Raw genomic sequence first — 26234 nt, forward strand, 5'->3', positions numbered from 1 at the left:
CCGGTGATCCGGAGCCGGGGTCCCTGTGCCGGGGGTCCCGGTGCCGGTGACCCCCGAGCCGAAGTTCACGAGCCGAGGGTCCCGGTGATCGGGAGCACGGAGGTCCCGGCGCCACGGAGTTCCGGGTCCCGGTGATCCGGAACGCGGAGGTCCCGGGTATCGCGGGGCAGTACCCGGGACCTCCGTGCTCCACCGCTCCGGTGCGTGCCTTCCGGCGTCAGCTCTTCGCCGTGCCCTTCGCGCCCGCCGAGGCCTTCACGCCCTGGGAGCCCTTCGTGTCCTTCGTGTCCTTGGACTCCCTGGAGTCCTTCAGGGCGGCCTCGCAGGAGGGCCAGTCGTGGAAGTCGTGCCGGACGCTCCACAACCGGTGGGCCGCCCGGATGTTCCACTCCGGGTCGAACGCCCGCCGCGGGGTGCCGCCGAGCTCCCGCAGGCGGACGTCGGAGATCTGGAAGACACCCCAGTTGCGGCTGCCGTTGGTGTTGGGCAGCACCCACAACGGGTCGAGGAAGGAGGCGCAGCGGGCGATGGCCACGGCGGTGCCCGGGTCCTCGGCGAACACCTCGCGGATCCGCTTCGTCACGCGGTCCGGCGACCAGGTGGCCATGCTCACCTGCTGCGCGTAGAGCGCCTTCTTCGTCCCCTCGTCGACGACACTGCTGGCCGGCATGCCCGCCAGCACCTGGAACGCGGTCAGCCGGCGCAGGGTCTCGGGCCCGAAGTCGCCGTCGACGGCGAGCCTGCCCTTGGCCCGCACCAGGAGCGTCTGGACCTCGCGCACGCACTCGTCGTGCTGGCCCATGCTGACCGACTTGCACGCGGAGGAGTACAGCAGCCCCTCCTCGGACGTCGGCGGAGGATCGGCGGGCATCCATACGAAGCCGGCCACCAGCCCCGTCACGGCCACGACCGCGGCGGCCAGGACCGCGAACCGCGAGGACAGCTTCTCGGGCAGCCGTCCCCGTCGGGGCTCCCCGGCCCCGGCGGTATCGGTCTGCGGCGCGACGGCGTCACCCGGTCCGGGTGCCGTCCCGGCGGACCCGGCCGGAGCCTCCGCCGCCGAAGCGACCTGCGCCGAAGCCGCCTTCGGACCCGGTTCCCCTTCGCCCTCGCCGGTCGGGACGGCCGGGGCGGTCGTACCGGCCGCGGTGGCCACGGCCGGTACGTTCCGGTCGGTGTCCGCCAGCGCCCACAGCCGGTGGAGTTCGCGGAGCTCCTCCGGACTGGCCCCGCACACCTTTCCGAAGGAGTGCACGACCCGGTAGTCGCCCGGGACGCCGAGGCCGGAGCAGTAGCGATGCAGACTGGAGCCGCTGACGCCCGCTTCCTTGCCGAGGCGGTCGTAGCCCCGGCCGCTGCGGTCCTTCAGCATCCGAAGGAAGGCGGCGAACTTCTCGGTTTGCGAAGGGTCAGCCACGTATCCACCCTTGCTCAAGCCTCTACTGACGGGTAGAAGCTACACCGCGGAAACTGTGCGCGCCCTTTGAGTGCCGGAATGCGATCGTCAACGACCGCTGAAATGACGCTATTTGAAAGTCCGTCACCAGTCGTCACCGGCGAACCGCCAAGGAGAGGCGCCGCCGGCGCGGCCGGAGCCCGCACGGCGCCGCGGTGCCCGCCGAGTGCGGCGGTCGCGGTCAGGTGCGCGGGGTCGGTGACATTCCACAGGGTGACGGTCACGCTCTCGCGTCCCGCGGCCGGCGACCGCCCGTCGGGGCCGAACGCGCCGCCGCGCAGACCGCGCCGCGATGTCGGACGAGGCGCGTAGCCGGGCCGCGAGGAGGGGGTGGGGACGGTCGTCCCGCTGACGCCATGGTGCTGTCTCGCGTGCCCGGGAATCCCGGGGAAGGAGCCGGACGGACTCCGTGGGTCTCCGGCAGCCGTCGACGCCTGCCGCGGACCTGACGGCCTGTCCTCGCGTAGCCAGTGGTGGGGCGGGTGGGACTCGAACCCACGGCCGACGGATTATGAGTCCGCTGCTCTAACCGGCTGAGCTACCGCCCCGTTACGGCGCGCCGCGCACATTTGTGCGCGCCGTCTGCCGCAGCATAGCCGCTCATACGATCTCCTGCTCCGGCTGGTCTGCTTCGCGTGACCATGACGCCTTCGGCATGCCCTGGGCGGTCCCTGCGGACATGAAAAAGGACCCCGAAGGGCCCTCTTTCGTTGCTCTCCCGACTGGACTCGAACCAGTAACCTGCCGGTTAACAGCCGGCTGCTCTGCCAATTGAGCTACAGGAGATCGAGCTCCCCCGACTGGACTCGAACCAGTAACCTGCCGGTTAACAGCCGGCTGCTCTGCCAATTGAGCTACGGAGGATTGATCTTTGCATCGAACGCACCTACCTGGGTATTCGCCAGGGGGCGTGCGCTCGCTGCGACACATACATTAGCGCAAGCAGGGGGGTGCTCCGCCAATCGGTTCCCTCCACACCGATGCCGACGCAAGGGAAGGGTGGCCGTCATGCGCTACCGGCTCACGTTCGTCGCCGGACTGGCCCTGGGTTACGTGCTCGGCACGCGGGCCGGGCGCGAGCGCTACGAACAGCTGAAGAAGTCCATGCGCCAGGTCGCGCAGAACCCCGCGGTGCGCAACACCGCGGAGACCGCGGCCCAGCAGAGCCGCGAGATCGCGGGCAAGGCGCTGCACACCGTGAGCGAGAAGGTCGGCGACCGTGTCCCCGACTCGGTCACGGACCGGGTGCGTTCCCTGCGCGAGCGGAACGGGACCGGCGCCGGCGAGGACGACTGGGGCACCAGCAACACCTAGGGGCCGAGGAGGCGGCGCCGGGCCGGGTCACGGCACCGGCGCCGCCGCCTCCCCCCTGCGCGGCGGTCCTGCGGAGGCCCGTGTACCGGCCCGGCGCCACGGACTCGCGCCGTACGGCAGAATTTCCGCCATGGGGATAGTCGCCGGGCTGGACAGTGCGCCCGATTTCACTCGCATCGTCGTCTGCGACACGGACACGGGTGCCGTGCTCAGGCAGGGGTATGCGCCACATCCGGTCGACAGCGGCGAGGGTGGCGGCCGTCCTTCCGACGTGGATCCGCAGGCCTGGCTGCTGTCCCTGGGCGAGGCGGCGGGCGGCGGGCTCCTCGAAGGCGTCCAGGCGATCGGCGTGTCGGCCCAGCAGAACGGGCTGGTCCCGCTCGACCCGCAGGGCAACACCGTGCGCCCCGCGATGGTCGGCGGGGACAAGCGGGCGCAGGTCGCCGCGGCCGATCTGATCGACGCGCTCGGCGGGCGCGAGGCCTGGGCCCAGGCGGTGGGCAGCGTCCCGCAGGCCGCGCAGCCGGTCACCAAGCTGCGCTGGCTGAGCAAGACCGAGCCCGAGGCCGCGCGGCGCACCAGCATGCTGCTGCAGGCCCACGACTGGCTGGTGTGGCAGCTCCTCGGCCGCCCCGTGCGCAGGACCACGGACCGCGGCGGGGCCTCGGGCACCGGGTACTGGTCGGCGGCGACGGGCGCGTACCGGCAGGACCTCGTCGAACTGGCGCTCGGCCATCAGGCGGGGCTCCCGGACGTGCTCGGCCCCTCCGAGGCCGCGGGGACCACGCCCGAGGGGCTCCTGATATCCGCCGGGACCGGCGAGACGATGGCGGCGGCGTTCGGGCTCGGCATCGGGCTCGGCGACGCGGTGGTGTCGCTGGGCGCCTCCGGCTCCGTGATGGCCGTCCACCCCGAGGCGCTGGCGGACTCCACCGGCATGATCACCTCACTGGCCGACGCGACCGGCATGCATCTTCCGGTCGTCACCACGCTCAACGCCGTACGGGCCCTGCGCGGCACCGCGGAGCTGCTCGGCGTGCCGGACCTGGAGGGTCTGTCCGAGCTGGCGATGAAGTCGACGCCGGGCTCGCACGGGCTCGTCCTGCTGCCGTACCTGGAGGGCGAGCGGACCCCGAGCCTGCCGCACACGGCGGGGACGCTGGCCGGGCTGCGCCGGGAGTCGATGAAGCCCGAGCACCTGGCGCGGGCCTCCTTCGAGGGCATGCTCTGCGGGCTCGCGGACGCGCTGGACGTGCTGCGCGGCCGGGGTGTGGACGTGCGCCGGATCTTCCTGCTCGGCCAGGCCGCCGAGCTGCCCGCCGTCCAGGCCGTGGCGCCCGCGCTGTTCGGCGCGCAGGTCGTCGTACCGCAGCCCGCGGACTACGCGGCGCTCGGCGCGGCCCGTCAGGCGGCCTGGGCCCTCGGCGTCTCGCGGGGCACGCTCGACCCGCGGACCCCGCCGATGTGGCAGGGTCCGGTCGCCCAGGTGCTGGAGCCCGGCGACGAACTCGCCGTGGGACAGGCCGTACGGCAGCAGTACGTCTCCGTACGCGAACAGACGCATCCCGGGGCGTTCCGGGCGTAACGCCTTGACGGACGTACGTCCGAAGACGGAGGCGGCGTCCATTTTTGGACCGCACTTGGGTTAATCGGTTGAGGTAACGCGGGGGGAGTGTCCGACGATAGGGGGTGGTGCGTGCATCATGCACAACCCGTCGGTCACCCCCGCCGTCCACGATTCCGAGAGACCCCGCGTGCTCATACGACTCCTGCGGACCCACCTCAGTCCGTACAAGAAACCCATCGCCCTGCTGGTGCTGCTGCAGTTCCTGCAGACCTGCGCCACGCTCTACCTGCCCACCCTCAACGCGCACATCATCGACAACGGTGTCGTGAAGGGTGACACGGGTTACATCCTGTCCTTCGGCGCCCTGATGATCGGCATCTCGCTGGCCCAGGTCGTCTGCAACATCGGAGCCGTCTACTACGGCGCCCGTACGGCGTCCGCGGTGGGCCGGGACATCCGCGCGGCCGTCTTCGACCGCGTCCAGTCCTTCTCGGCACGTGAGATGGGCCACTTCGGGGCACCGTCGCTGATCACCCGCACGACCAATGACGTCCAGCAGGTGCAGATGCTCGCCCTGATGACGTTCACCCTGCTGGTGTCCGCGCCGATCATGTGTGTGGGCGGGATCATCCTGGCCCTCGGCCTGGACGTGCCGCTGTCCGCGGTGCTCGTCGCCGTGGTGCCGACCCTCGGCATCTGCGTGACGCTCATCGTGCGCCGGCTGCGCCCGCTGTTCCGCACCATGCAGGTCCGCCTGGACACCGTGAACCGGGTGCTGCGCGAGCAGATCACCGGCAACCGCGTGATCCGCGCGTTCGTGCGCGACGGCTACGAGAAGGACCGCTTCAGGGGCGCCAACACCGAGCTCACGGAGACGTCGCTGGCCACCGGCCGGATGCTGGCCCTGATGTTCCCGATCGTCATGACGGTGGTGAACCTGTCGTCCATCGCGGTGGTCTGGTTCGGCGCCCACCGCATCGACAGCGGCGGCATGCAGATCGGCGATCTGACCGCGTTCCTCGCCTACCTGATGCAGATCGTGATGTCCGTGATGATGGCCACCTTCATGTTCATGATGGTGCCGCGCGCGGAGGTCTGCGCCGAGCGCATCCAGGAGGTCCTGGGCACCGAGAGCAGTGTGGTCCCGCCCGCCGCCCCGGTCCTGGAACTGCGCCGGCACGGCCACCTGGAGATCCGCGCGGCCGGATTCCGCTACCCGGGCGCCGAGGAGCCGGTCCTGAAGGCCGTCGACCTGGTCGCCCGCCCCGGTGAAGTCACCGCGGTCATCGGCTCGACCGGCAGCGGCAAGTCGACGCTGCTCGGCATGATCCCGCGCCTGTTCGACGCCACCGACGGCCAGGTGCTCGTCGACGGCGTGGACGTCGCGACGATCGATCCGAAGCTGCTGGCGAGGACGGTCGGACTGGTCCCGCAGAAGCCCTACCTGTTCGCGGGGACGGTCGCCACGAACCTGCGGTACGGCAACCCCGAGGCGACCGACGAGGAGCTGTGGCACGCGCTGGAGGTGGCGCAGGCCAAGGGCTTCGTGGAAGCGCTGGAGAACGGGCTCGACTCACCGATCGCGCAGGGCGGGACGAACGTGTCCGGCGGCCAGCGCCAGCGCCTGGCGATCGCCCGCACGCTCGTGCAGCGCCCCGAGATCTACCTGTTCGACGACTCCTTCTCGGCCCTCGACTACGCGACCGACGCGGCGCTGCGCGCGGCGCTCACCGAGGAGACCGCGGAGGCGACCGTGGTGATCGTGGCCCAGCGGGTGTCGACCATCAGGGAGGCCGACCGGATCGTGGTCCTCGACGAGGGCAGGGTCGTCGGCACCGGACGGCATCACGAACTGATGGCGGACAACGAGACCTACCGGGAGATCGTGCTCTCCCAGCTCACGGAAGCGGAGGCCGCCTGATGGCAGGGCCCATGGGACGCATGATGGCCGGGGGCGGCCCCGACCAGCGCTCGATGGATTTCAAGGTGTCGGGCCGGCGGCTCCTCACCCACTTCAAGCCCGAGCGCGCCACGCTGTACGTGATGCTCGCCGCCGTCGTGCTGAGCGTGGGGCTCTCGGTGGTCGGCCCGAAGATCCTCGGCCGGGCCACCGACCTGGTCTTCGCGGGGATCGTCGGACGCCAGATGCCGGCCGGGGCCACCAAGGAGCAGGCCCTCGACTCGCTGCGCGCGAGCGGCAAGGGCGGCGTCGCCGACATGCTCTCGGGGACGGACTTCACCCCCGGCCAGGGCATCGACTTCACCGCCGTCGGGCACGTGCTGCTGCTCGCGCTCGGTACGTTCCTGCTGGCCGGCCTGCTGATGGCGGTGGCGACGCGGCTCGTGAACCGGGCCGTCAACAAGACCGTCTACCGCATGCGCGAGGACCTGCAGGCGAAACTGTCGCGGCTGCCGCTGTCGTACTTCGACAAGCGTCAGCGCGGTGAGGTGCTCAGCCGCGCGACGAACGACATGGACAACATCCAGCAGACGCTCCAGCAGTCGATGGGCCAGCTCGTCAACTCGCTGCTGACCATCGTGGGCGTGCTCGCGATGATGTTCTGGGTGTCGCCGCTGCTCGCGCTCGTCGCGCTGGTCACGGTGCCGCTGTCCTTCGTCGTGGCCACCCGGGTCGGCAAGCGCTCGCAGCCGCACTTCGTGCAGCAGTGGCGCACCACCGGCAAGCTCAACGCCCACATCGAGGAGATGTACACCGGCCACAACCTGGTGAAGGTGTTCGGGCGGGCGGACGAGTCGGCGGCGCAGTTCGCCGAGCAGAACGACAAGCTGTACGAGGCCGGCTTCCGGGCGCAGTTCAACAGCGGCGTCATGCAGCCGCTGATGATGTTCGTGTCGAACCTGAACTACGTGCTGGTGGCGGTGGTCGGCGGGCTGCGGGTGGCCTCGGGCTCGCTGTCGATCGGTGACGTGCAGGCCTTCATCCAGTACTCCCGCCAGTTCTCCATGCCGCTGACGCAGGTCGCCTCGATGGCGAACCTGGTGCAGTCGGGTGTCGCGTCGGCGGAGCGGGTCTTCGAGGTCCTGGACGCCGACGAGCAGGAGGCGGACCCGACGGTGTCGGCCCGTCCCGAGGAACTGCGCGGGCGGGTGGCGCTGGAGCACGTCTCCTTCCGGTACGACCCGGAGAAGCCGCTCATCGAGGATCTCTCGCTGAAGGTGGAGCCGGGCCACACGGTGGCCATCGTCGGCCCGACCGGCGCCGGCAAGACGACCCTGGTGAACCTGCTCATGCGGTTCTACGACGTCACGGGCGGCCGGATCACCCTCGACGGGGTCGACGTGACCTCCATGTCCCGTGACGAGCTGCGGTCGGGGATAGGCATGGTGCTCCAGGACACCTGGCTGTTCGGGGGCTCGATCGCCGACAACATCGCGTACGGGGCCTCGCGGGACGTCACACGCGGGGAGATCGAGGAGGCGGCGCGCGCCGCGCACGCCGACCGGTTCATCCGCACCCTGCCCGACGGCTACGACACGGTGATCGACGACGAGGGGACGGGGGTCAGCGCGGGCGAGAAGCAGCTCATCACGATCGCCCGGGCCTTCCTGTCGGACCCGGTGATCCTGGTGCTCGACGAGGCGACCAGCTCCGTCGACACCCGGACCGAGGTGCTGATCCAGAAGGCGATGGCGAAGCTGGCGCACGGGCGGACGTCGTTCGTGATCGCCCACCGCCTGTCGACCATCCGGGACGCGGACACCATCCTCGTGATGGAGAACGGGTCCATCGTGGAACAGGGCGCCCACGCGGACCTGCTGGAGTCGGGCGGCGCCTACGCCCGCCTCTACCAGGCCCAGTTCGCCCAGGCGGTGGCCGAGGTCGACTAGGGCCCGCGCTTCCGGGCCCCCGCTGAAGACGCCGGAGAATTCAGCCCCTCCGGCGTTTGAGGAGCGGGGGTCCGGGGGCAGCGCCCCCGCTACGGGACGGGAAGGGGCGGAGGGGGCGAAGAAAGCCGTTGCCCGGCGAGCCCCCTCAGTCCAGATAACCCCGGAGCTGGTCGGCGAAGGCATGGTCCCGCAGCTTGTTGAGCGTCTTGGACTCGATCTGCCGGATGCGCTCGCGCGTGACACCGAAGATGCGCCCGATCTCCTCCAGCGTCCGCGGACGCCCGTCCGCGAGCCCGTACCGAAGCTGGACCACCTTCCGCTCCCGCTCCCCGAGCGTGGACAGCACCGCCTCCAGATGCTGCCGGAGCAGCAGGAACGCGGCGGACTCCACCGGAGACGTCGCGTCGCCGTCCTCGATGAGGTCACCGAGGGCCACGTCGTCCTCCTCGCCCACGGGGGCGTGCAGGGACACCGGCTCCTGGGCCAGCCGCAGGACCTCACTCACCCGCTCGCCGGACAGGTCGAGCTGCGCCGCGACCTCCTCGGGCGTGGGCTCGTAGCCGCGCTCCTGGAGCATCCGCCGCTGGACGCGGACCACCCGGTTGATCAGCTCGACCACGTGCACGGGGACGCGGATGGTGCGCGCCTGGTCGGCCAGCGCGCGCGACATGGCCTGCCGGATCCACCAGGTGGCGTACGTGGAGAACTTGTAGCCGCGGGCGTAGTCGAACTTCTCGACGGCCCTGATCAGGCCGAGGTTGCCCTCCTGGACGAGGTCGAGCATGGTCAGACCGCGCCCCACGTACCGCTTGGCCACGGAGACGACGAGCCGCAGGTTCGCCTCGATGAGCCGGCGCTTCGCCATCCGGCCCATGACGACGATCTTGTCCAGGTCCAGGGCGAGCTGGCTGTCGAGGTCGGGCGTGAGCCGGAGCTTCTCCTCGGCGAACAGCCCGGCCTCGACGCGGCGGGCGAGTTCGACCTCCTCGGCCGCCGTGAGCAGGGGGATCCGCCCGATCTCGCGCAGATACTGGCGGAACAGGTCGGAGGAGGGGCCACCGGTGTCGGCGGCGCGGCTCCGGGCGGGCTCCACCGGTTCGGGGGCCTCGGTCTCCACCTCCACCTCGACCTCCGCCCCGGGTGCCTCTTCGAGGGCCTCGGGAGGGCCGTCCGGCCCGCCCTCGGGGTGGTGCGCGGCACGCCGCTGCGCGGGGACCGCCCCGACGACGCCGGGATCCGCGTCCGTGTCGGTGGTGTTGTCGGTCTGGGCGAGGGTCTGGGTCTGCACGGGGGCGACCTCCAGGAATGTCGCTGCTGAGGCGTGCGGCAGCGGTGTGTCGGGGATGGGGTCGACGGTCTCGCCGCTGTCCATCCCACAGTCGTTTGGCGGAACCGCGGGGATGGGGAACCCGTCGCGTGCGGGTCGGCCGCGCTCCGAGGACTCAGGCACCGGAACCCAGTGTGGAGTACGACACATCGCCGCCACGAGGGGCGTGCGGTGACTTTTTGCGTCCGGTCCGTGACCGCTTGGTTACTGCCCCGGACGAGTGCGCAGCTCAGCCGGGACGAAACCTGCGGAAGCGACTACGGGATTGGCATGTGCCGGGCCGCCTCGGCCGCCCGTCCGGCCCCGGCGGCCCCGCGGGGCCGCTCCCGGAACAGCTCCGGAGGGGCGCGCGCCGCGCCTCAGAGGGCTTCGGCGCCCCGCTCGCGCAGGGCCTGGCCGTACTGCTGGAGCACCCACAGCTCGTTCTGCACGGCGGCGAGCTGGGCCGGGTCGCCGCCCGCGCTGAGGCGGGACAGGGAGCCCTGGACGTCCCGGATACGGCGGTCGACGGCGCGGCGGCGGACCATGACGAGCTGGTCGCCCGCGTACGTCTCGTCGACGGTCTTGCGCAGGATCGCCTCGACGGCCAGCTCGGTGACCATGGCGCGCACGGTGTCGTCCGGGGCGGCGTCGCGGACCCGGATCAGGAACTCCTGGGGGTCCTGGACGCCGAACTCGGCGCCGCCCGCGTCCATCACGGCCTGGCGCACGGCGGCGTAGGGCGGGGCGGTGAACTCGTCCATGCCGTAGGCGTCGAACGCCGGGGAGACCAACTCGGGACGCTGGAGGGCGAGTTTGAGCAGCTCGCGCTCGGTGGCGAAGACGGGGTTGCGCAGGGTGAGGGCGGGTCCGCCGGTGGCTGCCTGGGGGGCGGCCGCGTACGTCTGCTGGGGGCGTCCGCCGGCGGGCGCGGGGCCCATGCCGCCGCGGTCGCGGGCCCAACGGGCGAGCTGGGCGACCCTCTTGACGACGAACTGGGTGTCGAGGATGCCGAGCATGCCGGCGAGCTGCACGGCCACCTCGTGCTGGGCACCGCTGTTCTTGATGCGGGCGACGACCGGGGCGGCCTCGTCGAGCGCGGCCGCGCGGCCCGCCGGGGTCTCCAGGTCGTAGCGCAGGACGATCTGGCGCAGCGCGAACTCGAAGAGCGGGGTGCGGGGTTCGACCAGGTCGGCGACGGCCTCGTCGCCCTTGGCCAGACGCAGTTCGCAGGGGTCCATGCCGTCGGGCGCGATGGCGATGTAGGTCTCGGCGGCGAACTTCTGGTCGTCCTCGAAGGCGCGCAGGGCGGCCTTCTGGCCGGCCGCGTCGCCGTCGAAGGTGAAGATCACCCGGGCCGAGCCGTTGTCCATCAGGAGCCGGCGGAGGATCTTGATGTGGTCGCCGCCGAACGCGGTGCCGCAGGTCGCGATGGCCGTGGTGATCCCGGCCAGGTGGCAGGCCATGACGTCGGTGTAGCCCTCGACGACGACCGCCCGGCTGCTCTTGGCGATGTCCTTCTTGGCGAGGTCGATGCCGTACAGGACCTGGGACTTCTTGTAGATCGCGGTGTCGGGCGTGTTCAGGTACTTCGGGCCGTTGTCGGACTCGTAGAGCTTGCGGGCGCCGAAGCCGACGACCTCGCCGCCGATGTCGCGGATCGGCCACATGAGGCGGCCGCGGAAGCGGTCGATGGGGCCGCGGCGGCCTTCCTGGGCGAGGCCGGAGAGGACCAGTTCCTTGTCGGTGAAGCCCTTGCCGCGCAGATGGCGGGTGAGGTGGTCCCAGCCCTGGGGGCTGTAGCCGACACCGAAGTGGGCGGCGGCGGCCTGGTCGAAGCCGCGCTCGGCGAGGAACGTGCGGCCCGTGTCGGCCTCGGGGCTGGTGCCGAGCTGCTCGATGTAGTACTGGGCGGCCGCCTTGTGCGCCTCGACCAGGCGGATGCGCTCGCCGCGCTGGTGGGCGGGGTTGTACCCGCCCTCCTCGTAACGCAGGGTGATGCCGGCCTGGGCGGCGAGGCGCTCGACCGACTCGGAGAAGGTGAGGTGGTCGACCTTCATCACGAACGTGATGGTGTCGCCGCCCTCCTGGCAGCCGAAGCAGTGGAAGAGGCCCTTGCTGGGGCTGACCTGGAAGGAGGGGGACTTCTCGTCGTGGAAGGGGCAGAGGCCCTTGAGGTTTCCGCCGCCCGCGTTGCGTAGCTGGAGGTACTCGGACACCACGGCGTCGATCGGGACCGCGTCCCGAACCGCCTTCACGTCCTCGTCATTGATCCTGCCTGCCACGAGGTGATTCTACGGGGCCGCACCGACACTCCCGGGGCAGGTGGACCGCCACGGTGCCGGGCCCGGGGGCACACCTCGGACATCCCCGGCACGGCGGACGGCGCCGGACCCGGCCGACCGGCGGACGCGCGGCCCGTCGGACGGCGGGCCGAAGCCGCCCTCGTGCGGCCCGGGCGACCGGACGAACCGGTCGGCGGGCCGCCGTCGGGCGGCCTCACGGGCCCGTCACGGGGCCAGGCCCTCCAGCGGGACGTGCGGGTCGGCGAGCGCTTCGATGTCCACCTGGGCCCGGGAGCGGATCAGCCGCTGGATGGGGTCCGTGACGTCCCACACGTTCACGTTCATCCCGGCCAGCAGCCTGCCGTCCTTGACCCAGAAGGCGATGAACTCCCGCTTGGCGGCGTCGCCGCGGATCACCACCTGGTCGTACGTCCCCGGGGGCGCCCAGCCCGAGTACTCCAGGCCCAGGTCGTACTGGTCGGAGAAGAAGTAGGGCACCCGGTCGTACGCCGCCCCCCGGCCCAGCATCGAGCGGGCGGCGGCCGGTCCGCCGTTGAGGGCGTTGGCCCAGTGCTCGACGCGCAGCCGGGTGCCGAAGAGGCCGTGGTGGAAGGAGGCGACGTCTCCGGCGGCGTACACGTCGGGGTCGGAGGTGCGGAGCTGCTCGTCGACCGCGATGCCCCCGCCGTCCGCGCGGTCGGCCATCGTGAGGCCGGCGGCCTCGGCGAGGCCGGTGCGCGGGGCGGCGCCGATGGCGGCGAGGACGTCGTGGGCGGGGTGCTCCTCGCCGTCGTCGGTGCGGGCGGCCAGCACCATGCCGTCCTGGCCGACGATCTCGGTGAGCTGGGCACCGAAGTGGAAGCGCACCCCGTGCTCGCGGTGCAGTTCGGTGAAGAGCTCGCCCAGCTCGGGGCCGAGCACGTTGTGCAGCGGGGTCGGCGCGGGTTCGACGACGGTGACCTCCGCGCCGTACTCGCGGGCCGCCGCGGCCACCTCCAGGCCGATCCAGCCGGCTCCGGCGATGACGAGGTGGCCGTTGTCCCGGCCCAGCGCGGAGAGGACGCCCTTGAGGCGCTCGGCGTGGGCGAGGCGGCGCAGGTGGTGCACGCCGGCGAGGTCGGTGCCCGGGATGTCGAGGCGGCGCGGCTCGGCGCCGGTCACGATGAGCAGTTTGTCGTAGTGGACGAGGGTGCCGTCGTCACCGAAGCGGACGGTCTTGGCCGCGCGGTCGATCCTGTCCACGGTCTGGCCGAGGTGCAGCTCGATGTCGTTCTGCGCGTACCACGCGGGTTCGTGCACGAAGACGCTGTCGCGCCCCTCCTTGCCGAGGAGGTAGCCCTTGGACAGCGGCGGCCGTTCGTAGGGGTGGTCGCGCTCGTCGCAGATCAGTATCACGCGGCCGGTGAAGCCCTCCGCTCGGAGCGTCTCGGCCGCCTTGGCGCCTGCCAGGCCTCCTCCGACGATGACGAATGTCTGATCCGCGTCGACCACTTGATGCCTCCTCGTAAGGATGTCGCCATATGCGAGCCTCCCGCACGGAGCGTGATGCGGGAAGGGGTAGTGGCCCGATCAGGCCACGCAGGGTCACACTTCTCCGCTCCCATGGGAACGCGTGGTGAGTCTGAGGTGCAGGGAACGCGCCGAGGCGTCGGTGAGAGATGCGATCTGGTCCACGATCACGCGCTTGCGGGCACGGTCGTCGGCCGCCTGGTCGAACAGCGCCCGGAACTGCGGATCCAGGATCTCGGGGGCGCGGGCGGTGAGCGCCTCGGCCAGTTCGGCGACGACGATCCGCTGGTCGGCGCGGAGCAGTTCCTGTTCGGCGCGCTGCATCACGTACCGGTCGGCGACGGCCTTGAGCACGGCGCACTCCAGCCGGGCGGCGCGCGGCACGACCAGTTCCGCCGCGTACCGGGTGAGGCGTCCGCCGCCGTACCGCGCGCGGGTGGCGCCCTCGGCAGCCAGGCAGAAACGGCCGATGAGCTGGCTGGTGGCGTCCTTCAGGCGGGCCTGCGCGACGGCCGATCCGTCGTACCCGTGCGGCCACCACTCCTGGCCGAGGAGCCGGTCCAGGGCCTCGGCCAGCTCGGCCGGATCGGTGTCCTCGGGCACGTACCGCCCGACGGCCACGGCGAAGATCTCGCGGCGTTCCGGCCCGGCGTACAGGCTGGCCGGGTCGATGTGGCCCGCGTGCAGGCCGTCCTCGACGTCGTGCACCGAATACGCCACGTCGTCGGCCCAGTCCATCACCTGGGCCTCGAAGCACGTGCGCGTGCCGGGGGCGCCCTCGCGAATCCAGTCGAACACCGGCCGGTCGTCCTCGTAGACCCCGAATTTCGGCGACTTCGGATCGGTGGGACGGGCGCCTCTCGGCCACGGGTACTTGGTCGCGGCGTCGAGGGCGGCGCGGGTGAGGTTGAGGCCGACGCTGACGAGGTCGTCGCCCGCGGCGGCGGAGGCCGGGGTCACCATGTCACTGCGCACGAAGCGCTTCGGTTCGATCCGGGTGAGCAGGCGCAGCGACTGGGCGTTGCCCTCGAACCCGCCGCAGTCCTCGGCGAATTCGTTGAGCGCCTGCTCGCCGTTGTGCCCGAAGGGCGGGTGGCCCAGGTCGTGCGAGAGGCAGGCCGCCTCGACCAGGTCCGGGTCGCAGCCGAGGGCGGCGCCCAGCTCGCGGCCCACCTGGGCGCACTCCAGGGAGTGGGTCAGCCGGGTGCGCGGACTGGCGTCCCACACCTGGATGGGCGCCCCGCCGGACCCGGCCGCGCCGAGCACCTGGGGAAGCGTGCCGGGGGTGACGACCTGGGTCTTGCCGGCGAGGCGGCGCAGGGCCGCGGAGTGCAGCACGCGTGCGCGGTCGCGCTGGAAGGCGGTGCGGCCCGGCCGCTTGTCGGGCTCGGCGGCCCAGCGCTCGACGGCGGACGGGTCGTACACGTCGTGGGCCGCGTGGTTCTCGTACGCCGCGTGGTGTTCGGACGTCGCGTGGTGTTCGGACGTCGTGCGGTGCTCGTGGGCCGGGTTGTTCTTGTGTGCCGGGTGGTTCTCGTGTGCTTGCGGTGCGGTGTCTTCGGTCCTCGGTGCCATGCCTTCCATGCACCGACAGTAGACGCAGGCGGTGACAATCGGGGCGGGGCGGCGCCGGGCCGGGCGCGGGGCGAGGCGCCGGGATCAGGCCGGGATCAGCGTGCGCTCCGGGGCGGGCCCGGGAGCGGCCATGGTCCGGTCGTAGCGGTGCAGGACGAGACGGGCCATCGCCGGGTGGTCGCCGAGTGGTTCGGCGCAGATCCAGGGGGCCTCCTCGGCGACCTGCGTGGCGAAGCGGCCGGGGGCGGTGAAGTACGAGGCGACGGCGATCCGGTGGCGGCCGCGGGCGGCCAGCGAGCGCACGGCGGCGGTGACGGTGGGCGCGGCGGCGGAGGCGTACGCCGGGACGACCGGGACGCCGAGGCGTTCGGCGAGCATCTGGGCGGTGCGGCGGGTGTCCGCGGCCGATTCCGGGGCGCGTGACCCGGCGGAGGCCAGGACGACGGCGCTCGCGCGGCGGGCCGCGTCGCTCGTCCGGGTGCGCCAACCGGCCTCGACGAGGCGGGCGTAGAGGGTCTCCACGAGCAGCGGGTGCGGGCCGAGCGGGTCGGCGAGCCGGGCGCGCAGGCCGGGGACGGCGGCGGCGGTCTCGGGGATGTCGCGCCGGACGTGGTGGCCGCGGCCGAGCAGCAGCGGCACGAGGACGGTGTCCTGCCGGCCCGCGAGGGAGGCGAGCGTGTCGGCGAGGAGGGGTTCGTTCAGCTCGATGTGGCCGAGGTGCACGTCCAGGTGCGGGCGCAGCTCGCGGACGCGTTCGATCAGGGTGCGTACGGTGGCGAGCGCGCGCGGGTCCCGGCTGCCGTGGGCGACCAGGACGAGGGCGGGCGGCGCGGGACGACGGGTGCCGTCGGGCGCGACGAGGGCGAGCCGGCTGCCGAGCTGGCCGGCGATGCTGTTCATGAGCTGCGCCGCGGTGCCGAGGCCCTCGGCGGGGCCGTCGATGTGGCCTTCGACGTGGGCGCCGCGGGGCGGCGGACCGCCGAAGCGGTGGGGGAACGCGTCGCGAGCGGGGTTCGAGGCCGTCATGCGTCGATCCTGGCGGCGGCAGGTTGCCGGGCCGTTGCATGGGCGTGTCCGGCGTCTTCCAGTGCTCCGCGGATCGGCGGAGGCACGGTGTGAGGGGTCCTCACCTGCGGCTCTTTCCCCACGGACGGGCCGGGGCCGGCGTGTCCGGGTGAACCGGACGGCCCTACGATGCGTCTTCGTCCGTGTGACGATCTCTGGGGGACACCGACCATGCCGCGCCTGAAGCGTCCGAGCCTGCGCAGACCGCGAGCGCTCCGTCTGCCGTCGCTGCCCCGCACCCGCCGCGCCCAGAGGCGGGCCGTGCAGACGCTGATGGGCCTCTGCGTGCTGGCGCTGCTCCCGGCGACCTGGCTGCACGTGTCGACGGGCGACCGGCTGCGGACGACGGCGGACGCCCCGCGCACCGAGGTCGCGATCGTCTTCGGCGCCGGGCTGTGGGACGGCGAGCCGTCCCCGTACCTCGCCCACCGCCTGGACGCCGCGGCGAAGCTGTACCGGGCCGGCCGGATCGAGGTCGTCCTGGTCACCGGCGACAACAGCCGCGAGGACTACGACGAGCCGGACGCGATGCGTTCCTACCTCACCGCGCACGGAGTGCCCGACCGGCGGATCGTGAGCGACTACGCCGGCTTCGACACCTGGGACTCCTGCGTCCGCGCCCGGAAGATCTTCGGTGTCCACGAGGCCGTCCTGATCAGCCAGGACTTCCACATCCGGCGCGCTCTCGCCCTGTGCCGGACGGCGGGCGTGCGCTCGTACGGCATCGGCGTGGCCGCCAAGCACGACGTCACCTGGTACTACGGCAACACCCGGGAGATCTTCGCGGCGGGCAAGGCCGCCCTGGACGCCGTGTTCGAACCCGATCCGCGTTTCCTCGGCCCGAAGGAGCACGGGGTGACCCGGGCCCTGGCGGCGGCCCGATAGCGAGGGACGTCCGCACCGGGGGTGGACACGGCGCCCTCCCCGCCGGGACCGACGTGCACCCGTGCGGGTGGCCGTTCCGTGCGCCCCCGGAGCCGGGGTCGTTCAGGCCCCTAGGGTGCGGCCATGGCCGACCGCGACTTGACCCGACGCCGTGTCCTCGCGCTCAGCGGGGCGGCCGTCGGTGCCGCCCTGGGCATCGGAGTCAGCTCCTGCTCGACGCGGGCCCCCGAGCCGGGCGCGCACCCCGGCTCCCCGTCGACGGACGCGTCCGAACCCGCCGGTCGGTCCGGGTCCGAGTCCGGCTCCGGGTCCGAGTCCGGCTCCGGCTCCGGCTCCGGCTCCGGCTCCGGGGCGACGAAAGCTCCCTGACCGCCGGGCCGTCCGGGGCGGGGTCAGGACGCCCGCCGACCGCGCCAGTCGCCGTCCTCGATCCGTTCGCCGCCGGAGCGCAGGCGCGCCGCCACCGCGGGCGCGGCGACGTACACCCAGGTCCGTACGACCGTGACGCCGTCGGCGCGTACGGCGTCCCGCGCGACCCGCTCGTACAGGCAGGCCGCATCGCCCGGCACGTACTCCTCCAACTCGTCCAGTTCCGCGAGCAGTTCCTCGTACGCCTCGGGCCGCGCGGTCACGATCTCGCCGTACACCGCGCCACCGGGCTCGTCGACGGCGTACGGGTATCCGGGCCCGGCGTAGAGAGCGAGCCCGCGCATCCGCCCCGGTTCCTCGGAGCGGGTACGGCCGCGCAGGAACAGGTCGTGATTGTGTTCGCCGGGACGCAGGGTGCCGTAGACGAAGAAGGGGAGTTCCCCTTCACCGGGCGACTCCCCTCCGCCCGAGGGGCCGACGGGGCTCAAGGGGCCGACAGGGCTCAAGGGGTCGACGGGGCTCAAGGGGCCGTTTCCTCCTCCAGCCAGCGCAGATAGTCCGGGCTTCCCGCCACGACCGGGGTGGCGATGATCTCGGGCGTGTCGTAGTCGTGGGCGTCCAGGAGGAATTCCTCCAGCGCCGGGTAGCGCGCGGCGGTCGTCTTGAACTGGACCCTCCACTCGGAGGCCGTCTCCACGGCGCCCTGCCAGCGGTAGACGGACGTGACCGGCCCCGAGATCTGGGCACAGGCCGCGACCCGCGCCGCCACCGCGCCCCGGGCCAGCGCCTCCGCCTTCTCCGCCGCGTCCGTCGTGGTCAGGACGGCCAGGCAGACCGGCTGTTCCATGATCGCCTCCATTCGTGAGGGTACGGAAACGATTCTCGCCGCATCCCGCACGCACTCGGTCGCCTCTATGGACATGACATGTCATGCACCTTTAAATCGGAGCGGCTTTCCGTGCCTCCCCACAGGCCCTCTCCCCCCACGCCCCTCCCCCACGCGCCTCCCCGAGGCACCTCCCCAAGGAGACCGATGAGTCGAATACGGCACATCCGCGGTTCCTCTCTCGCCACCGCCGGCGCCGCCGTGACGACGGCCACCCTGCTGGCCGCCGCGCTCGCCCCGGCCGCGAACGCCGACAGCGCGCCGACCCGGGCGACCGCGATCGAGAACGCGGCCTCGGTGCTCACGGCCCACGCCGCGAACCTGGGTCTCACCTCGGCCCAGGGCACCACCGTCCGGGACGTCGTCGTCGACAAGGACGGCACCCAGCACGTGCGCTACGACCGGACCTACCGCGAACTCCCCGTGCTCGGCGGCGACTTCGTGGTCCACCTGACGCGGGACGGCTCCTACCGCGGCGCCGACCGGGCGACACGGAAGGCGATCTCGCTCACCAGCGTCACCCCGCGGCTCTCCGGCGCGAAGGCGGCCGGCCTCGCGGTGAACGCGCTGCGCGCCGCCAACCCCGGCGAGGCGCTGAAGAAGGTCACGGCCAAGCCGCGGCTGGTCGTCGACGCCCTGCACGGCACTCCGCGGCTCGCCTGGCGCACCGACGCGGTGGGCCAGGACGGGCTCGGCAACCCGGTCGCGCGCACGGTCCTGACCGACGCCCGCACCGGCGCGCGGATCGACGCGTGGGACAGCGTCGAGACCGCGACGGGCGACGGCAACTCCCTCTACGGCGGCACGGTTCCGCTGGAGACGACCGCGTCCGGATCGGCGTACCAGCTCAAGGACCCGACGCGCGGGAACACGTACACGGGCGACGCGGCGAACAAGACGGACCTGTGCATCTTCGGGATCTGCATCAGCCGGGCGCCCGCGACGCTCTTCACCGACGCCGACAACCACTGGGGCTCGGGCACGACCTCGGACCGCTCCTCCGCGGCGGTGGACGCGCAGTACGGCACCGACGCGACCTGGGACTACTACAAGAACGTCCACGGCCGCAACGGCATCGCGGGCGACGGCAAGGGCTCGTACAACCGCGTCCACTACGGCAAGAACTACAACAACGCCTTCTGGGACGACAGTTGCTTCTGCATGACGTACGGCGACGGTGACGGCTCGACGTTCGGGCCGCTGGTCGCGCTGGACGTCGCCGGGCACGAGATGTCGCACGGGGTGACCTCGAAGACGGCCGCGCTGACGTACTCGGGCGAGTCCGGCGGCCTCAACGAGGCGACGTCGGACATCTTCGGGACCATGGTGGAGTGGTACGCGGGCAACGCCTCGGACCTGGGTGACTACCTGATCGGCGAGAAGATCGTCCGGCCCGGCTTCGGCAAACCCGCCCTGCGCTTCATGGACAAGCCCTCCAAGGACGGCAACTCGGCCGACTGCTGGAGCAGTTCGGTCGGCAACCTCGACGTCCACTACTCCTCCGGCGTCGCCAACCACTTCGCCTATCTGCTCTCGGAGGGCAGCGGTCCGAAGACCGTGGGCGGGGTCTCGTACGACTCCCCCACCTGCAACGGCGCCACCGTCACCGGCATCGGCCACGACAAGGTCGGCAAGATCTGGTACCGCGCGCTGACGGTCTACATGACGTCCTCCACGAACTACGCGGGTGCGCGCACCGCCACGCTGAACGCGGCCAAGGACCTCTACGGGGCGGGCAGCACCGAGTACGCCGCCGTGGCCGCGGCCTGGTCGGCGGTCTCCGTGGGCTGACCCGCGCCGGACACCCTCCGGCCGCCGCGGAGCCCTTCCGGCGCTCCGGCCGCGAGGGGGTCCCGGTCGCCGTGGGCAGGCGCCGTCAGGTTCGCCTGCCCACGGCTCGCCATGAGCATGTCCGGCCTCGGCGGGTCCTAGTCCTCCCGCACCGGCCGGTACACGCTCACGTCTGCGCCCGTCTTCGCGGTGACGGTGGAAACGTGTTCGAGCGGGCGTTTCATCCCGTCCTCGGGGAAGATCGTCTTACCGCCGCCGAGGATCACCGGCATCCGGATGAGCTGGAGCTCGTCGACCAGGCCCTCCGCCAGGAGCGTGCGGACGAGGGTGGGGCTGCCCATCATCGCGAGGTCGCCGCCGTCGGCCGCGCGCAGCTCACGGATCCGGGCGACGGCCTCGCCGGCCGGGATGAGCGCGGTGTTGTCCCAGGCCGCCAGCTCGGCCTCGCCGAGGGTGCCGGAGACCACGTACTTGGGCAGGGAGTTCATGCGGTCGGCGAACGGGTCGCCCGCCCGCTCGGGCCACGCGCCGGCCATCGCCTGCCAGGTGCGGCGCCCGAACAGCAGCGCCTCGGCGGTGGAGAGCCCCGCCGCGAACGCGCCGCCCACGACCTCCGGGTCGAAGTACGCGTGGGTCCAGCCGCCGTGCGCGAACCCTCCGTCGGTGTCCTCCTCGGGACCGCCCGGCGCCTGCACGACGCCGTCCAGGCTGATGAACTCACTGATCACGATGCGCATGGGACTCACTCCTCGTCGCTGTCTCGACCACGTCACGCGCTCTCGGCCGCGTCGCACGCGTCCGGGCCACACCGATGAAGACCGGCGGCCCGCCCGGGAATCATCGCGCCTCCCGGCCGCCACGGTGTGACGCGCCGCACATTCAGGCACACCTCCGGGTCGACGGCCACCCTCGGTCGCGCACCTTCCGACCGAGCACCCCACCGATGAACCCGGTCACCCATTCACACCCGCGGCGCGGGCCCTTCCGATCTCCGTGCGCGGTACACCGGGCACAGACCGGTGACCTGCCCGAATGCCGGGCCCCCTCCCCCTTCCGGCCTCCCGCCTGACACCCGTTCACATCATTTCTGACGCTCCATCAGAGAGCGGCCTCGGTCATGTGCCACTTACCTCGGAAGGGCAGGGGTGCGACCGACGCTGCGGCACTTGGGGGTGCCGCGGGCCGTGCCCCCTCGGAGGAGCTGGCACGATGCGACGTACGGCCCGTCTGCTGACCGGTACCGCGCTCGCCGTCGCCGTCGCGGGGCTCGCCGCCGCGCCCGTGTACGGCGGGGACACCGGGAGTCTGGAGGTGTTCCCCTCCAGCGTCGTCCCGGGCGCCGACGTCACCGTCAACACGGCCGCGTGCGGCTCGGACGGCACCGCGAGCGGGGACGCCGACGCGGTGGGCGGCGGTACCTTCACGCTCGCCGCCAGCGCGCACGAGCACGACGCGATCGGCCAGTTCCAGGTTCCGCCGAGCGCGCAGCCGGGCACGTACGAGATCGTCGCGACGTGCTCCCACGGCCGGCGCGTCACCGGCGACCTCCTGGTCACGCTGGAGGCCACGCGCGAGCAGGTCCAGCCGCGCGGGCATGTGGACACGGGTGTCGGCGGCGCGCTGGGCCCCGACCCCGTACAGACCGCGGCGGGAGTGGCGGCGCTGGCCGTCGCCGCCGCGGGCGGTACCTGGCTCCTGCATCGCCGGGCGAGAGGCGACGGGATCTGACGGACACCCTCCGCTGTCCGTCCGCCGGTACCGCCGTCCCTCCCCCTCCGTGGCCCGACGCCCCTCGCGGCCCGGAGGGGGACGGGACCGGCACTGTCAGCACACCCCCGGCCGCGTCGCGGGCGCCGGCCGGTCCCGCTTTCGGAAGGGAACCCCGTGAGGAGGCTCGCGTGCGCCGGGTCAGCAATGCCGTCATAGCGTCGGTCACGGTCGTCGCCCTCTGCTCGGGCGCCTGGCTGCTGGGCCACGGCGCCGAGGCGCACCCGCCTCCCCAGCCGTCCTCGGCTCAGGCCACGGGCCCCGGCAACCGGGCGCGGTCCGCCGCCCCCGCGATGACGCACTCCCCGCCGGACCGCATCCGCATCCCCGCGATCGGCGTGGACGCCCCGCTGATCGGCCTCGGCCTCACCCCGCAGGGCAGCCTGGACGTGCCGCCCGCCGAGAAGAAGAACCTGGCCGGCTGGTACGAGGCGGGGACCAGCCCCGGTGAACGCGGCACCGCGATCGTGGCCGGGCACGTCGACAACGCGGAGGGCCCCGCCGTCTTCTACGACCTGGGCTCGCTCCGCAAGGGCAGCACGGTCGAGGTGGACCGGCTCGACGGCAGGACGGCCGTCTTCACCGTCGACTCCGTCGCCGTGTACGACGCCCGCTCGTTCCCCGACGCGAAGGTGTACGGCGCCGCGAACCGGCCCGAGCTGCGGGTCATCACCTGCGGCGGCGGCTACTCGCAGACGACGGGCTACCAGGGGAACGTGGTCGTCTTCGCACATCTCACGGGCAGCAGCCACTAGGGCGGGTCCGAAGCCCGTCCGCGAGGCCTTTCCGGAGCCACCGGGGCCTGTCCGGCCGTTCCCGTCCGGCAGGCCCTGGGCGCCTATTCCGGGTGCCGCGGGTTCAGGCCAGCCACTGCTGGTACGCCAGGTTCGCCACCAGCGCGAACACCACCGTCAGCAGGACCGCCCGGACGAAGCCGCTGCCCTGCTTGAGCGCGGTCCGCGCCCCGACCATGCCGCCCGCCAGATTGAACACGGCCATCAGGGCGGCCAGTTCCCAGAACACCGTGCCCTTCCACGCGAAGGTCGCGAGGGCGCCCGCGTTGGTGCAGCAGTTGACGATCTTGGCAGTGGCGGAGGCGGTCACCAGGTCGAGGTGGAGCAGCGCGGTGAGCGCGAGCACGAGGAACGTGCCCGTGCCGGGGCCGATGAGACCGTCGTAGAAGCCGATGCCGAGGCCCGCCAGGCCGATCGCGGCCAGGACGCGGCGGGCGCTGACCGGGGTCGTCGGCGGCGCCGTTCCGAAGGCGGGCCGCAGGATGACGAACGTGCCGACGGCGAGCAGCACGACCATGACGACCGGCTTGAGCACGTCGGTGCTCAGCCCGGCCGCGACGAACGCGCCGGCCGTCGAGCCGGCGAGGGCCGCGAGGCCGATCCGTACCGCCAGGCGCACGTCCACGGGTGTCTTGCGCGCGTAGGTGACGGCGGCGCCCGTGGTGCCGACGATCGCGACCGCCTTGTTCGTGCCGAGCGCGTACGCGGCCGCCGTGCCGGCGGGCAGCCCGAGCAGCATGGCGGGCAGCAGGAGCAGCCCGCCGCCGCCGACCACGGCGTCGATCCAGCCGGCCGCCAGGGCGGCGGCACAGAGCACAAGAATCATGGTCAGCGATATGTCGGGCATGATCGCGACCCTAAGGGACGGATGCGTGCGCGCTGCACGGACCCCGGAAGGCTTGAGCGATTCCAGAGGTTCGCCCGGGCTGGTTCCGCCGCGTCGGTCCCGCCGGGCCGGTTCCGCCGGTCGGTTCCGCAGGTCGGTCCCCTCAGGCCCGTCCCCTCAGGCCCGCCCCCTCAGGCCGGTCCGGGTCAGTTCACCGAGTCCAGATAGCGGAGGACCGCGAGGACCCGGCGGTGGCCGGTGTCCGAGGGGGGCAGGTCGAGTTTCAGGAAGATGTTGGCGATGTGCTTCTCGACGGCGCGCTCCGAGACGGTCAGCGCGGCGGCGATCGCGTGGTTGGTCCGGCCCTCGGCCATCAGGGCGAGGACCTCGCGCTCGCGCGGTGTGAGGGCGTCGAGGGCCCGGGCCCGGCGGCTCGCGCCGAACAACTGGGAGACGACCTCGGGGTCGAGGGCCGTACCGCCCGAGGCGACCCGCTCCATGGCGTCCACGAACTCGCCGATGTCGACGACGCGTTCCTTGAGGAGGTACCCGAAGCCGGCCGGGTTGCCGAGCAGTTGGGCGGCGTACGTCGTCTCCACGTACTGCGAGAAGACCAGCACCCCCGTGCCGGGGTGCTCCGCGCGCAGCCGCACGGCCGCCCGGATGCCCTCGTCGGTCTGCGTCGGCGGCAGCCGGATGTCGACGACGGCCACGTCCGGCCGGTGCTCGGCGACCCGGGCCAGCAGGGACTCCGCGTCACCCACGGCCGCCGCGACCTCGACACCGCGCAACTGGAGGAGCTGGGCCAGGCCGTCCCGCAGCAGGGCCGAGTCCTCGGCGATGACGACGCGCATGGGGCTCCTGTCCACCGAGGTCAGCAGGGCAGTTCGACGGTGACCACCGTAGGCCCTCCGGGCGGGCTGTCGCAGACCAGCGTGCCGTCGACGGTCCGCACCCGGGCCAGCAGACCGGTCAGGCCCGAGCCCGCGCCGATCACCGCTCCCCCGCGGCCGTCGTCGCGCACGCTCAAGCGCAGGAACCCGCCGCGGGCCGTCACCGTGACGCTCGCCCGCGTGGCCCCGCTGTGCTTGGCGGCGTTGGCCAGGAGTTCGGCGGCACAGAAGTAGGCGATCGACTCCAGCGCCGGGATCGGCCGGGTCTCGATGGCGGCGCTCACCTCGACGGGCAGCGCGCTGTCCGCGGCGAGGGTGGCCAGCGCCGTGTCCAGACCCTGGTCCAGTACGGGCGGATGGATGCCCTTGACGAGGTGGCGCAGGTCGGCGATGGCCTGCCGGGCGTTGCCCTGCGCGGTGTCGACGACGGCGAGCAGCCGGTCGGCGGGGGCCCCGGCCCCGATCAGCTCCCTGATCATGGTGAGGTGCATCGCCAGGCCCACGAGCCGGGCCTGGGTGCCGTCGTGCAGGTCGCGTTCGATGCGGCGCAGGGTCGCCGCGGCGTCGTCGACGGCCTGCGCGCGGGTCTCCTCAAGGGTGCGGATCCGCCGGTCGGCGGGGTCGGGGCCGAGCAGCGTGGCGATCCAGGACCGGTGCGGGGCGAGCGCCTGGCGCAGCAGCCAGGCGGCGCTCGCGAGGAGCAGGAGGCCGAGGGCCACCGGGACGAGCCAGCGCGGCCAGGTGTCGACCTGGAACCCGAAGAACTCCAGCGACACCCGGCGCTCCGTGCCGTCGGCCGCCCGCCGCGTGTCGTAGTTCCAGTGTTCGAGCACGGGGTGGAGGGTGAGCAGGACGCCCCAGACGTAGCCGATGACCACGGCGACGTAGCCGAAGACGGCGGTGAAGGGTGTGGCCAGCGCGCAGGCGACGGCGCGCCAGCCGCTCCGGTCGGCCAGCAGGGACCGCCGCCAGCCGAGCGGCCCGGTGCCGGGGCGGCGCCCGGGTTCCTCGATGTCCATCCCCAACAGCGCCCGTGCCAAGGCGCGTTGGAGCCTGCCGAGGGCGAGTGCCCCGCGTACGGTGACGGCGATCAGCCACAGCCCGAGGGTGGTCACGGACAGCGCGCCGCCGACCAGCAGACCCACGAGGGTGAGGACGAAGCCGATCAGCGCGAGCGGGAAGGCGATCAGCGCGTAGAGGAGGGCCGCCAGGGCTCGCCGCCCGAAGGGGGAGCCCAGTACGGCGCGGAGGCGTCCCGGTGCGGCGGGGAGGCGTCCCGGTGCGGCGCGGAGACGGTTCACGGGGTCCAACCTAGGTTCATCCTCACCGGACTAGGAGAGGAGCGCCGCGGCGAGGCGGAGCTGGACGGCGGCCATGGCGCGGCCGGCCCACGGCATGATCAGCAGGAAGCCGACGCCGCCGACGAGGGCGTGGAAGGCCCAGGCTCCGGCGAACGTGGGGCCGCCCCAGGAGTTCGCGTAGTCGGAGCCGGCGCGCAGGGGCCAGCCGAGGTTCATCGGCACGCCGAGCCAGCCGTAGCCGGTGATCACCAGGACGAACAGGTTGAGGGGCGTCGCGAGGAGTCCGTGGGCGAGGCCCTTCAAGGGCGCCCGGGAACCGGTGCCTGCGGGAAGGCCGAGGAAGCGGTGGGCGAGCGCCCGCTGCCATCGGCCGGTGGGCGCCCCCAGCAGCGACAGGGGGACGCAGGCCAGCCCCACGGGCGGGGCCAGCAGCGCGTACGCGACCCGTCGCCAGGTGCCGGCCCTGAACGGCTCACGGACGAACCGCGGTACGCGTTGCTCGGACTGGGGTGTGCGAATCATCGCCATGGTGGGGTCCCTGGTCGTGGGCGGGTGGGGTGAGTACGGCGTTCACCGGACGGGGTCCGGGGGTTCCCGGGTCCGGGGGTTCCCGGGTCCGGGGGTTCCCGGGTCCGGGGGTTCCCGGGTCCGGGGGTTCCCGGGTCCGGGGGTTCCCGGGTCCGGTGTTCACCGGACGGGGGCCGGGGGTTGGGCTTCCCGAGTCCGGCGTTCACCGGACGGGGGCTGGGCTTCCCGAGTCCGGCGTTCACCGGACGGGTCCGAGGGTTCCGGGCCC

General features: G+C 72.6%; 22 protein-coding genes and 3 tRNA genes. 9 read left to right on the top strand and 16 right to left on the bottom strand.

All coding sequences use genetic code 11. From position 1 onward, the window contains the following. Positions 1-217 precede the first annotated feature (217 nt). The 4 genes from ACZ4TO_RS12250 to ACZ4TO_RS12265 all read right to left on the bottom strand — a co-directional run bounded on the left by ACZ4TO_RS12250 (position 218) and on the right by ACZ4TO_RS12265 (position 2320). Positions 218-1417 carry a helix-turn-helix domain-containing protein gene (locus ACZ4TO_RS12250; RefSeq protein ID WP_468024116.1) on the bottom strand — a complete coding sequence of 400 codons (1200 nt, stop codon included), beginning with the start codon at positions 1415-1417 and terminating at the stop codon, positions 218-220. 510 nt (positions 1418-1927) lie between these two features. Continuing rightward, a tRNA-Ile gene (locus tag ACZ4TO_RS12255) sits at positions 1928-2004 on the bottom strand. A 165-nt stretch (positions 2005-2169) separates the two neighbouring features. Continuing rightward, positions 2170-2242 (bottom strand) — tRNA-Asn (locus tag ACZ4TO_RS12260). Positions 2243-2247: 5 nt separating this feature from the next. Next, positions 2248-2320: transfer RNA gene (locus ACZ4TO_RS12265), tRNA-Asn, on the bottom strand. Positions 2321-2464: 144 nt separating this feature from the next. Between ACZ4TO_RS12265 and ACZ4TO_RS12270 the strand changes: the two genes are divergently transcribed. From ACZ4TO_RS12270 to ACZ4TO_RS12285, 4 genes are all read left to right on the top strand, one after another. Continuing rightward, positions 2465-2770, top strand: a complete 306-nt coding sequence (locus ACZ4TO_RS12270; RefSeq protein ID WP_355765017.1) for a YtxH domain-containing protein — start codon at positions 2465-2467, stop codon at positions 2768-2770. A 130-nt stretch (positions 2771-2900) separates the two neighbouring features. Continuing rightward, the gene (locus tag ACZ4TO_RS12275) at positions 2901-4355 is read left to right on the top strand and encodes an FGGY family carbohydrate kinase (RefSeq protein ID WP_382782092.1); all 1455 of its coding nucleotides are present in this window, start codon (positions 2901-2903) and stop codon (positions 4353-4355) included. A gap of 169 nt (positions 4356-4524) precedes the next feature. Continuing rightward, positions 4525-6258, top strand: coding sequence for an ABC transporter ATP-binding protein (locus ACZ4TO_RS12280; RefSeq protein ID WP_382782095.1), 1734 nt, complete (start codon positions 4525-4527; stop codon positions 6256-6258). After that, the gene (locus ACZ4TO_RS12285) at positions 6258-8186 is read left to right on the top strand and encodes an ABC transporter ATP-binding protein (protein WP_385042219.1); all 1929 of its coding nucleotides are present in this window, start codon (positions 6258-6260) and stop codon (positions 8184-8186) included. Before ACZ4TO_RS12280 ends, ACZ4TO_RS12285 begins: the two co-directional genes overlap by 1 nt. Before the next feature lie 145 nt (positions 8187-8331). Here ACZ4TO_RS12285 and ACZ4TO_RS12290 read toward each other — a convergent pair whose 3' ends face one another. From ACZ4TO_RS12290 to ACZ4TO_RS12310, 5 genes are all read right to left on the bottom strand, one after another. Further along, on the bottom strand, positions 8332-9636 hold the full coding sequence (locus ACZ4TO_RS12290) for an RNA polymerase sigma factor (RefSeq protein WP_382782103.1): 1305 nt from the start codon (positions 9634-9636) through the stop codon (positions 8332-8334). A 236-nt stretch (positions 9637-9872) separates the two neighbouring features. Next, a complete protein-coding gene (gene dnaG / locus ACZ4TO_RS12295; RefSeq protein ID WP_468024117.1) occupies positions 9873-11777 on the bottom strand; it encodes a DNA primase in 1905 nt (634 codons plus the stop codon). A gap of 225 nt (positions 11778-12002) precedes the next feature. Beyond that, positions 12003-13268 (bottom strand): NAD(P)/FAD-dependent oxidoreductase, encoded by a 1266-nt coding sequence (locus ACZ4TO_RS12300; protein WP_382782108.1) that lies wholly within the window; start codon positions 13266-13268, stop codon positions 12003-12005. A gap of 93 nt (positions 13269-13361) precedes the next feature. Continuing rightward, positions 13362-14870, bottom strand: a complete 1509-nt coding sequence (locus tag ACZ4TO_RS12305; protein ID WP_468024118.1) for a deoxyguanosinetriphosphate triphosphohydrolase — start codon at positions 14868-14870, stop codon at positions 13362-13364. 75 nt (positions 14871-14945) lie between these two features. After that, complete coding sequence (locus ACZ4TO_RS12310) at positions 14946-15761, bottom strand: sirohydrochlorin chelatase (RefSeq protein ID WP_468024368.1); 816 nt, start codon at positions 15759-15761, stop codon at positions 14946-14948. Positions 15762-16097: 336 nt separating this feature from the next. Between ACZ4TO_RS12310 and ACZ4TO_RS12315 the strand changes: the two genes are divergently transcribed. Together ACZ4TO_RS12315 and ACZ4TO_RS12320 are read left to right on the top strand one after the other, a co-directional pair. Then, entirely contained in the window at positions 16098-16811 is a 714-nt protein-coding gene (locus ACZ4TO_RS12315; protein ID WP_382782114.1) for a SanA/YdcF family protein, read from the top strand. Positions 16812-16934: 123 nt separating this feature from the next. Next, the gene (locus ACZ4TO_RS12320) at positions 16935-17180 is read left to right on the top strand and encodes a twin-arginine translocation signal domain-containing protein (protein ID WP_468024119.1); all 246 of its coding nucleotides are present in this window, start codon (positions 16935-16937) and stop codon (positions 17178-17180) included. A 23-nt stretch (positions 17181-17203) separates the two neighbouring features. Here ACZ4TO_RS12320 and ACZ4TO_RS12325 read toward each other — a convergent pair whose 3' ends face one another. Next, positions 17204-17668 carry a gamma-glutamylcyclotransferase gene (locus ACZ4TO_RS12325; protein ID WP_382782120.1) on the bottom strand — a complete coding sequence of 155 codons (465 nt, stop codon included), beginning with the start codon at positions 17666-17668 and terminating at the stop codon, positions 17204-17206. Positions 17669-17700: 32 nt separating this feature from the next. Next, a complete protein-coding gene (gene cutA, locus ACZ4TO_RS12330) occupies positions 17701-18027 on the bottom strand; it encodes a divalent-cation tolerance protein CutA (RefSeq protein ID WP_385042222.1) in 327 nt (108 codons plus the stop codon). A 186-nt stretch (positions 18028-18213) separates the two neighbouring features. On the opposite strand from cutA, the gene ACZ4TO_RS12335 reads away from it, so the two are divergent. Continuing rightward, on the top strand, positions 18214-19857 hold the full coding sequence (locus tag ACZ4TO_RS12335; protein ID WP_468024120.1) for a M4 family metallopeptidase: 1644 nt from the start codon (positions 18214-18216) through the stop codon (positions 19855-19857). Positions 19858-19994: 137 nt separating this feature from the next. Here the strand turns inward: ACZ4TO_RS12335 and ACZ4TO_RS12340 are convergent, their stop codons facing one another. Beyond that, positions 19995-20594 (bottom strand): dihydrofolate reductase family protein, encoded by a 600-nt coding sequence (locus tag ACZ4TO_RS12340; RefSeq protein WP_468024121.1) that lies wholly within the window; start codon positions 20592-20594, stop codon positions 19995-19997. Between the two features lie 472 nt (positions 20595-21066). Between ACZ4TO_RS12340 and ACZ4TO_RS12345 the strand changes: the two genes are divergently transcribed. Both ACZ4TO_RS12345 and ACZ4TO_RS12350 read left to right on the top strand, forming a co-directional pair. After that, the gene (locus ACZ4TO_RS12345) at positions 21067-21585 is read left to right on the top strand and encodes a hypothetical protein (RefSeq protein WP_382782133.1); all 519 of its coding nucleotides are present in this window, start codon (positions 21067-21069) and stop codon (positions 21583-21585) included. Positions 21586-21755: 170 nt separating this feature from the next. Next, positions 21756-22379 carry a class F sortase gene (locus ACZ4TO_RS12350; RefSeq protein ID WP_382782136.1) on the top strand — a complete coding sequence of 208 codons (624 nt, stop codon included), beginning with the start codon at positions 21756-21758 and terminating at the stop codon, positions 22377-22379. Positions 22380-22482: 103 nt separating this feature from the next. On the opposite strand, the gene ACZ4TO_RS12355 is transcribed toward ACZ4TO_RS12350, so the two are convergent. The 4 genes from ACZ4TO_RS12355 to ACZ4TO_RS12370 form a co-directional block, all read right to left on the bottom strand. Then, positions 22483-23265: a sulfite exporter TauE/SafE family protein gene (locus tag ACZ4TO_RS12355; RefSeq protein ID WP_468024122.1), complete on the bottom strand. Its 783-nt coding sequence runs from the start codon at positions 23263-23265 to the stop codon at positions 22483-22485. 185 nt (positions 23266-23450) lie between these two features. Further along, positions 23451-24098, bottom strand: a complete 648-nt coding sequence (locus ACZ4TO_RS12360; RefSeq protein WP_385042225.1) for a response regulator transcription factor — start codon at positions 24096-24098, stop codon at positions 23451-23453. Between the two features lie 20 nt (positions 24099-24118). Then, positions 24119-25438 (bottom strand): sensor histidine kinase, encoded by a 1320-nt coding sequence (locus ACZ4TO_RS12365; RefSeq protein ID WP_468024123.1) that lies wholly within the window; start codon positions 25436-25438, stop codon positions 24119-24121. Between the two features lie 30 nt (positions 25439-25468). Beyond that, positions 25469-25966: a hypothetical protein gene (locus ACZ4TO_RS12370; protein WP_468024124.1), complete on the bottom strand. Its 498-nt coding sequence runs from the start codon at positions 25964-25966 to the stop codon at positions 25469-25471. Between the last annotated feature and the right edge of the window lie 268 nt (positions 25967-26234).

It is taken from the genome of Streptomyces sp. NPDC028298 (genome assembly GCF_055565895.1).